The sequence below is a fragment of the Streptomyces sp. SBT349 genome (assembly GCF_001083795.1).
Taxonomy (GTDB): domain Bacteria; phylum Actinomycetota; class Actinomycetes; order Streptomycetales; family Streptomycetaceae; genus Streptomyces.
On sequence record NZ_LAVK01000352.1, the window covers coordinates 1 to 7,601 of the forward strand.

Consider the following 7,601-nt stretch of genomic DNA (forward strand, 5'->3'; position numbering starts at 1 on the left):
TCTCCTGCCTGGTACTCGACGCTGCCGGCGGTCAGTTCCATGAACGCCTCCTCGATCGAGGGGGTGCGGGTGGTCAGTTCGTGCAGCGGGATCCCGTGCTCGGCCGCCAGCGCGGCGACACGCGCCGGGGGCAGGCCGGTCACCACCAGCCGTTCGGCGCCCGCCGAGCCCTCGGGCCCGGCCGACGCCCCGGCGGCCACGAGGACCGCGGTCAGCTCGGCGGCCCGGGGCGTTCCCACCACGACGCCGAGGCCCGCGGAACGGGAGCGGGCCGCGAAGTCGCGCACCGACTCGGCGGCGATGAGGCGCCCGCGGCCGATGACGACGAGCCGGTCCGCGGTGTGCTGCATCTCCGACATCAGGTGGCTTGAGAGGAAGACCGTGCGGCCCTCGGCGGCCAGGCGGCGGAAGAGGCGGCGCACCCACAGCACGCCCTCCGGGTCCATGCCGTTGACCGGCTCGTCGAACATCAGGACGGGCGGGTCGCCGAGCAGGGCGGTGGCGATGCCGAGCCGCTGCCTCATGCCGAGCGAGAACCCGCCGATGCGGCGCCGCGCCGCCTCCGCCAGGCCCACCTCCGCCAGCACCTCGCCGACGCGCCGCGCGGGAATGCCGTTGGAACGGGCCAGCGCGGACAGGTGGGCGACGGCGGTGCGCCCGCCGTGGACGTGGTTCGCGTCGAGGAGGGCGCCGACGTGCCGCAGGCCGCGCCGGTGGGTGCGGAACGGGACGCCCCCGACCGTGGCGGTGCCGGCGCTGGGGGCGTCGAGGCCGAGGATCGCGCGCAGCGTGGTGGTCTTGCCCGCGCCGTTGGGCCCGAGGAACCCGGTGACCACGCCGGGAGCGACGGTGAAGGACAGGTCGTCCACGGCGGTGGTGCGGCCGTACCGCTTGGTGAGTCCGTTGACTTCGATCATGCCGACGACCCTGCCGGGCGGGCCGGGGTCCGGGCGTCGGGCGGCGGGCGGCAATCCCGGGGGCCGCGTCCTCCCGGGGGCTGCCGTCCCCGGGTGGATGCCGGGCGCCGGGGCGACTCACTACCCTCGGCCTCATGAGAACGAGGCTCGCGGCCTGGGGCGGCGCCGCTCTGTACCCCCTCGCGCTGGGGTTGCTCGTCGGGGGCGCGCCCGACGCGTCGAGCGCCTTCCTCGCCACCGGATCGCTGCTGGCCCTGGTGCTGCTGGTGGGCACGCTCCGGCGTGCGCCCCTGGTGGCGCTGGTGCTGACGCTCCTCGGCTCCTCCACCGTGATCCTCTTCCGCGTCGATCGCGACAGCGAGCGGTATCTGTCCTATCTGGCGGTGGACGTGGTGCTGGCCTGCGTCGTCGCCACGCGGCCCCGGTGGGTCTGGGTCACCGCCGTCTCCCTGTCGTTCGCCGTCCAGTCCCTGAGCATCGCCGGGCTCGGGCCCGACGCCCTGGTCGGCACCGTGGTCGTCGCCGCCCTGGCGATGGCCACCTCGTGCATGGTGGGCCTGCTGGCCCGCGAGCGGCGCGAGCACGCGGTGGCGCTGCGTTCGCAGGAGGTCGCCGAGGCGGTGACGGCGGAACGTCTCAGGATCGCGCGCGAGTTGCACGACATGGTCGCGCACAGCATCGGCATCATCGCCATTCAGGCCGGGGTGGGCCGCCGGGTCATCGCGACGCAGCCCGGGGAGGCGCGCGCGGCGCTGGCCGCCATCGAGTCGACCAGCCGGGAGACGCTGTCGGGCCTGCGGCGCACGCTGGTGGCGCTGCGCCAGGCCGACCCGGAGGCGCACGCCGGGCGTGCGCCCCTCGTGCCCGCGCCCGGTCTCGGCGACATCGACCGGCTGGCGGAGACGGCCGCCGACGCGGGGGTCACCGTGGAGGTGCGCCGGGAGGGGGAGCCGCGCCCGCTGCCACCGGACATCGACCTGTCCGCCTACCGGATCGTGCAGGAGGCGGTGACCAACGTGGTCCGGCACGCGGGCACGGAACGCTGCCGGGTCCTCCTCACCCACGGCGCGGAGGAGCTGTCACTGGAGATCACGGACGAGGGACGCGGGGTGGGGAGCGCCGCTCCGGGAACGGGCTTCGGCATCACCGGCATGCGGGAACGCGTCAGCCTGCTGCACGGCCGGTTCGAGGTGGGGCCGCGCCCGGGAGGCGGCTTCCGGGTGGCGGCCGGGCTGCCGGTGCCCGTCACGCCGGGGCCGGGGCCGGGGTCCGTGCCCGCGCCGACCGCCGCGTCCCGGGCGGAGTCCCGGTGACCGTCCGCGTCGCGCTCGCCGACGACCAGCCGCTGGTGCGCTCCGGCCTGCGCGTGCTCATCGCCGACACCGATGACCTGGAGGTGGTGGGCGAGGCGGCGACCGGCGCCGAGGCGGTCGGGCTGGCCGGGGAGGTGCGGCCCGATGTCGTGGTGATGGACATCCGGATGCCCGGCATGGACGGGATCGAGGCCACCCGGCTGATCACATCGGAGCCGGGGGCGACCACCCGTGTTCTCGTTCTGACCACCTTCGACGAGGACGAGCATGTCTATGGCGCGCTGCGGGCCGGGGCGAGCGGGTTCGCGGTCAAGGACATGGCACTGGACGACATCCTGGCCGCGATCCGCGTGGTCGCCGCGGGCGACGCCCTGATCGCGCCGAGCGTGACGCGCCGTCTGATCGCGGACTTCGTCCGGCGCCCGGAACCGGGCCCCGGCCGCCCGGCGCGGCCGGTCGAGGGCATCACCGAGCGGGAACGTGAGGTGCTGACCCTGATCGGGCGCGGCAGGTCCAACAGCGAGATCGCGGAGGACCTCTGGATCACGGTGGCCACGGCCAAGTCGCATGTGGGGCGGCTGTTCACCAAGCTGGGCGCCCGGGACCGGGTGCAGCTGGTCATCACCGCCTACGAGATGGGCCTGGTGTCGCCGCCGCGCGAGTGACCCCTCGACATGCCGCGGGCGGCGAACGGACGCACAGTGGATCCATGGGCATGCAGGGACAGCGCGTCGTCGCTCTCGGAGGCACCTCGGGCATCGGCCTGGCCGTCGCGCTCGGCAGCGAGAAGGCGGGGGCCTCGGTCACGGTGGCCTCCAGCCGCCCCTCAAGCGTGGAACGGGCGCTGGCGCGGCTGGGCCCGCACGCGTCCGGCCAGGTGGTGGACGTGCTCGACCCGGTCTCGGTGGAGATGCTGTTCGGGACGGTCGGTCCGTTCGACCACCTCGTCTACACCGCGGGCGAGCCGCTGACGACGATGCCGATCGGCGCGCTCGACCTCGGGCGGGCCCGCGCGTTCTTCGAGGCCAGGTACTTCGGCGTGCTGGCCTCGGTCCACGCCGCCGTCCGGCACATCCGGCACGGTGGCTCGATCACGCTGACGTCCGGCACGGTGGGCGAACGCCCCGGCCCCGGCTGGTCCCTGGGCGCGAGCGTCTGCGGCGCCGTCAACGCGCTGACCCGCGCGCTCGCCATCGAGCTCGCCCCCGTCCGCGTCAACGCCGTCTCCCCCGGAGTGACGCGCAGCCAGGTCTGGTCGGAGATGGACCAGGACGATCGCGAGGCGATGTACGACGAACTCGCCCGGTCCCTCCCCGCGGGCCGCGTCGGCGAGGTCGAGGACGCGGCCGAGGCGTATCTGTACTGCATGAACCAGTCCCACACCACCGGCATCGTCCTCACGGTGGACGGCGGCACCGTCCTCGTCTGAACCGGCCCGCGCACGCCTGTCCGCGGCCGGCACCCGTGAACAGATCGTTTCCGGGGTAAGGGAGGGAGAGAACCAGCCGGCGGCGCCAGGGGGTTGAGTGATGGCGGCGGACGATCCTGACCACACGTACCGCACGGAATCGGGAATTCTGGCCGAGATCGGGCGGGAGTTGGACGACCAGCTCTCGCGCGTGGCGGTGACCCTGTCACGCCCGCTCGCCGAGGCGGCCGTCGCCGTATGGCGCGGCGACCACGCGCGCACCGCCTGTGACATCGCCCTGATCGGGATGATGATCGACGACCGGGGCGTCTGGGACGGCGACAAGGTGATCGTGGACCTCGACATCATCCAGATCGGCGTGGCCCTCCGAGCCGCCCTGAACTCCGAGCGCCAGAGCTGACGCCGCCGTGCTCATGCGCCCTCGCGACCCGGCGGCCGGCGGAGGACGGACGCGGCGGCCGTGCGGCGCCCGGGTGGTCAGAGGGCCTGGGCGGCGTAGAGGGTGCCGAGGGTGGTGGCCAGCGCGCCGAGGAGGAGCCGGAGGGCGGTCTCGGGGAGGCGGGGCTGGAGGCGGGCTCCGAGGTAGCCGCCGATCAGGCCGCCGAGCCCGCAGGCCACGCCGAGGAACCACTCCGGCGCGATGTCGCCGTTGGCCGCGAGCGCCAGCAGCGCGTAGGTGCACGCGCCCACGAGCGAGGTGGCGAACGTCGACGCGAGGGCCGCGGGGGCGACCCGGGCGACCGGCATGCCCCGGCCGACCAGGAGCGGGCCGAGGATCGAGCCGCCCCCTATCCCGTAGATGCCGCCGACGACCCCGACCAGCAGGGCCAGGGCCGAGAGGGTCCGCGCGGACGGCTCCCGGTCCCCCCTCCCGCGGCCGGGCCGCAGGGTCCTGGCGCACAGCCAGATCCCCAGGGGCAGGAGCAGGGCGGCGACCAGGGCCCGGAAGACGGTGGGGCCCGGCACCGCGAAGACGCGGATCACGGCGCCGACGACCACGCCGGGCAGGGTGCCGATCAGCAGGAGGCGGGTGAGCGGCCCGTGCAACGCCCCGCTTCGGTGGTGGCGTATCAACGCGCCGGGCCCGGCCACCACGTTGTAGAGCAGGTTGGTCGGGGTGACCGCCGGGCTGGGCACGTGGAGGACGCTGAGCTGCACCGGGAGCAGGAACACCGCGCCCGACACCCCCACCGGAGCGGTCACCACCGCTATCAGAAGCCCGGCCATGAACCCGAGCGCCCCCGTTGACCAGTCCATCGGCGGTGTCCTCGCTCAGCGGCCGTCGTGGCGGCACTCGCCGGTGAAGACACCGGCGAGGCAGGTGCGGATCAGGTCCTCGGCCGCGGCCACCAGCGGGCGGCCGCCGACGGTGCGGGCCGGGTCCTGGTGGAGCTGCTCGGCCAGTCCGTCCACGAGCGCCGCGATGTGGGTGGCGGCGGTGGCGGGGTCGAGGGCGGGCTCGACCTCGCCGCACGCCTTGCCGTTCGCGACGGCGGCGGCGAGTCGGGCGCGGATTCCGGCCGCCGTGGTGCGCGCCACCTCGGCCAGCGCGGGGTCGTCCAGCGAACGGCCGAGGAACGCGTGGGTCACCCGGTACTCGTCACGCCCGCGGTCGTCGAGCGGCAGCAGTTCCCTCAGACTCTCGAAGACGGCGTCCGCGACCGGCCGCCGCTCCCTCTCCCCCTCGGCGACGCGCGCCGCCACCCGGTCGCCGACGGCCGCCGTCACCTGGCGGTAGGCGAACAGCAGGAGGTCGTCCTTGCTGCGGAAGTAGTGCTGGACGAGCCCCACCGAGAAACCCGCCTCGCGCGCCACCCCGGCCACGGTCGCCGCGTCCAGACCGACCGTGGCGACGAGCCGGTGCACGGCGGCGGCGATCTCCCGGCGTCGTGCGTCGTGGTCCGCGGTCCGTGGCACCGGATAACCGTACCAAGGTACTATTTCGCCATAACCATACGGTCATATGGTGATGACTGTGCCGGGTGTGCTGGCCGTGCTGGCCTGGATCGGCCCGAGAACTCACGCCTCGCCCGGCCGGAGGCTCAGAGCACGAACAGGAGGATCGCCAGGGCGACCGCGCCGACCGCGAAGGGGGCCAGGATCTCGTAGCACCAGCGGACGGTCACCGAGCCCTGGGCCGCCTCGTCCTCGCCATGGCGCTCGGCCAGCTCGCGGAGCTCGGACACCGCCACGTCGCCGGGGGCGGTGCGGGGGCCCTCGGGCTCGCCGCCGAAGCCGCCTCCGCCGCCGAGCCGCAGCAACCGGCCCCGGGCCGGCCGCCCCTGGGCGATCTGCTCGTTGTGCTGGGTGGCCTTGGAGCGGGCCCGGAGCGAGACCGGGACCGCCCACAGCTGGTACCTGCCGCCGTCCGCGAGAAGCTCCGTGGAATAGCTCGCGCGGATCGTCTCCACCGCGCCCCACGGCACGGTGATCGTCCGGAACGGGTTCCGCACGCGGAGCCTCTCGTCCGAGGCGAAGACCGCCGGACGGAAGGTGAAGGCGATGACGACAGGCGCCACGAACAGCAGCGTGGACGCCGCGGTCAGCGGCGTGCGACCGTCTCCGCGCACCATCGCGTCCCCGCCCAGCCACCCCGCGAGGCCGAGCAGCAGCACCCCCGCCACGATGCCGGAACCCGAGCGGTAGATGCGGTCGGGATACTTCGTGGGCTCACTCATGAGTCCGATTCTGCCGGAACCGCCGACCGCACCGCGCCGCCCCCGGCCCTCGTCACCGTCCGTCGAACGGGCCCCGCGATGCGTCAGGAAGGTCTCGCCGTCCGCCTCGCACGGGTCGCCCGGCAGCCGCCCCGGCAGTCACCCCGGCAGCGGCCGAAGATTCCGCCGACCTCGTGACAGACGCCTACGCGCGTAGATATGCTGGTCTGGTGACCATGTCTTCCACAGCTCCCGCCCTGCCGCTGGCGGATGTCACCGCCTCCAACGCCACGTTGCGCCGATTCCTGCACGGTCTGTCAGGGGTGGACGCGGTGGGGTTGGAGGCGCGTGCGGCGGCGTTGGCGACGCGTTCGATCAAGACGTCGGCGAAGGCGTTCGCGATCGATCTGGCGATCTCGATGATCGATCTGACGACGCTTGAGGGTGCGGACACGCCGGGCAAGGTGCGTTCGCTCTGCGCCAAAGGGGCCGCGCCCGATCCGACCGACCGCTCCGTGCCCAGGGTCGCCGCCATCTGCGTCTACTCCGACATGGTCACCATCGCCAAGGAGGCGCTGCGCGGCACCGGCATCGCGGTCGCCTCGGTGGCCACCGCCTTCCCCGCCGGTCGCGCCGCCCGGTCCGTGAAGCTCGCGGACACGCGCGAGGCCGTCGCCGCCGGGGCGGACGAGGTGGACATGGTCATCGACCGGGGCGCGTTCCTCGCGGGCAACTACCTGAAGGTGTTCGAGGAGATCGTGGCGGTGCGGGAGGCGTGCGGGGACGCGCACCTGAAAGTCATCCTCGAAAACGGCGAGTTGGGGACCTACGACGCGATCCGCCGGGCGTCCTGGCTGGCCATGCTCGCCGGAGCCGACTTCATCAAGACCTCCACGGGGAAGGTCGCGGTGAACGCCACCCTCCCCAACACCCTGCTGATGTTGGAGGCGGTGCGTGACTTCCTGGTGGTGTCGGGGCGGCAGGTGGGGGTGAAGGCTGCGGGTGGGATCCGGTCGTCGAAGGATGCGGTGCGGTATCTGGTGGTGGTGAATGAGACGGCGGGTGAGGCGTGGCTGGATCCGGGGTGGTTCCGGTTCGGTGCGTCGAGTCTGCTGAATGATCTGCTGATGCAGCGGCGGAAGCTTGTGTCGGGTGTGTATGCGGGTCCTGACTATGTGGCGGTGGACTGAATCATGGCTGATCGTGTGAGTGGTGGAGCGTTCGGGTATGCGCCGGCGCCGGAGTCGGCGGGGCTGGCGCGGATCGCGCCGTCGTATGGGTTGTT

The 7,601-nt window shown here is 73.6% G+C and carries 9 protein-coding genes; 5 read left to right on the plus strand and 4 right to left on the minus strand.

The genetic code is table 11. The features are described 5' to 3' along the window. Positions 1-917, minus strand: a 917-nt coding sequence (locus ADY01_RS29670) for an ABC transporter ATP-binding protein (RefSeq protein WP_049579650.1), incomplete at its 3' end; no start/stop codon positions are given. Positions 918-1,051: 134 nt separating this feature from the next. Between ADY01_RS29670 and ADY01_RS29675 the strand changes: the two genes are divergently transcribed. The 4 genes from ADY01_RS29675 (at position 1,052) to ADY01_RS29690 (ending at position 4,059) form a co-directional block, all read left to right on the plus strand. Further along, positions 1,052-2,230, plus strand: a complete 1,179-nt coding sequence (locus ADY01_RS29675; RefSeq protein ID WP_063784407.1) for a sensor histidine kinase — start codon at positions 1,052-1,054, stop codon at positions 2,228-2,230. Beyond that, a complete protein-coding gene (locus ADY01_RS29680; protein ID WP_049579639.1) occupies positions 2,227-2,895 on the plus strand; it encodes a response regulator in 669 nt (222 codons plus the stop codon). The genes ADY01_RS29675 and ADY01_RS29680 overlap by 4 nt, the downstream gene beginning before the upstream one ends. Before the next feature lie 44 nt (positions 2,896-2,939). Then, positions 2,940-3,659 (plus strand): SDR family oxidoreductase, encoded by a 720-nt coding sequence (locus ADY01_RS29685; RefSeq protein WP_049579641.1) that lies wholly within the window; start codon positions 2,940-2,942, stop codon positions 3,657-3,659. A gap of 100 nt (positions 3,660-3,759) precedes the next feature. Continuing rightward, the gene (locus ADY01_RS29690; RefSeq protein ID WP_049579643.1) at positions 3,760-4,059 is read left to right on the plus strand and encodes a hypothetical protein; all 300 of its coding nucleotides are present in this window, start codon (positions 3,760-3,762) and stop codon (positions 4,057-4,059) included. Between the two features lie 77 nt (positions 4,060-4,136). Here the strand turns inward: ADY01_RS29690 and ADY01_RS29695 are convergent, their stop codons facing one another. The 3 genes from ADY01_RS29695 to ADY01_RS29705 form a co-directional block, all read right to left on the minus strand. Beyond that, positions 4,137-4,916: a sulfite exporter TauE/SafE family protein gene (locus ADY01_RS29695; RefSeq protein ID WP_049579645.1), complete on the minus strand. Its 780-nt coding sequence runs from the start codon at positions 4,914-4,916 to the stop codon at positions 4,137-4,139. A gap of 15 nt (positions 4,917-4,931) precedes the next feature. Beyond that, positions 4,932-5,576, minus strand: a complete 645-nt coding sequence (locus ADY01_RS29700) for a TetR/AcrR family transcriptional regulator (protein WP_049579647.1) — start codon at positions 5,574-5,576, stop codon at positions 4,932-4,934. 125 nt (positions 5,577-5,701) lie between these two features. Further along, complete coding sequence (locus tag ADY01_RS29705; protein ID WP_049579649.1) at positions 5,702-6,337, minus strand: PH domain-containing protein; 636 nt, start codon at positions 6,335-6,337, stop codon at positions 5,702-5,704. A gap of 215 nt (positions 6,338-6,552) precedes the next feature. Here ADY01_RS29705 and deoC point away from each other — a divergent pair, with 215 nt between their 5' ends. After that, positions 6,553-7,506 carry a deoxyribose-phosphate aldolase gene (deoC, locus tag ADY01_RS29710; RefSeq protein ID WP_049579653.1) on the plus strand — a complete coding sequence of 318 codons (954 nt, stop codon included), beginning with the start codon at positions 6,553-6,555 and terminating at the stop codon, positions 7,504-7,506. Positions 7,507-7,601 lie beyond the last annotated feature (95 nt).

Coding starts and splice junctions, on each gene's coding strand:
- ADY01_RS29705 (WP_049579649.1), bottom strand. CDS start 6,337: ATGAGTGAGCCCACGAAGTATCCCGACCGCATCTACCGCTCGGGTTCC.
- ADY01_RS29695 (WP_049579645.1), bottom strand. CDS start 4,916: ATGGACTGGTCAACGGGGGCGCTCGGGTTCATGGCCGGGCTTCTGATA.
- ADY01_RS29685 (WP_049579641.1), top strand. CDS start 2,940: ATGGGCATGCAGGGACAGCGCGTCGTCGCTCTCGGAGGCACCTCGGGC.
- ADY01_RS29675 (WP_063784407.1), top strand. CDS start 1,052: ATGAGAACGAGGCTCGCGGCCTGGGGCGGCGCCGCTCTGTACCCCCTC.
- ADY01_RS29690 (WP_049579643.1), top strand. CDS start 3,760: ATGGCGGCGGACGATCCTGACCACACGTACCGCACGGAATCGGGAATT.
- deoC (WP_049579653.1), top strand. CDS start 6,553: ATGTCTTCCACAGCTCCCGCCCTGCCGCTGGCGGATGTCACCGCCTCC.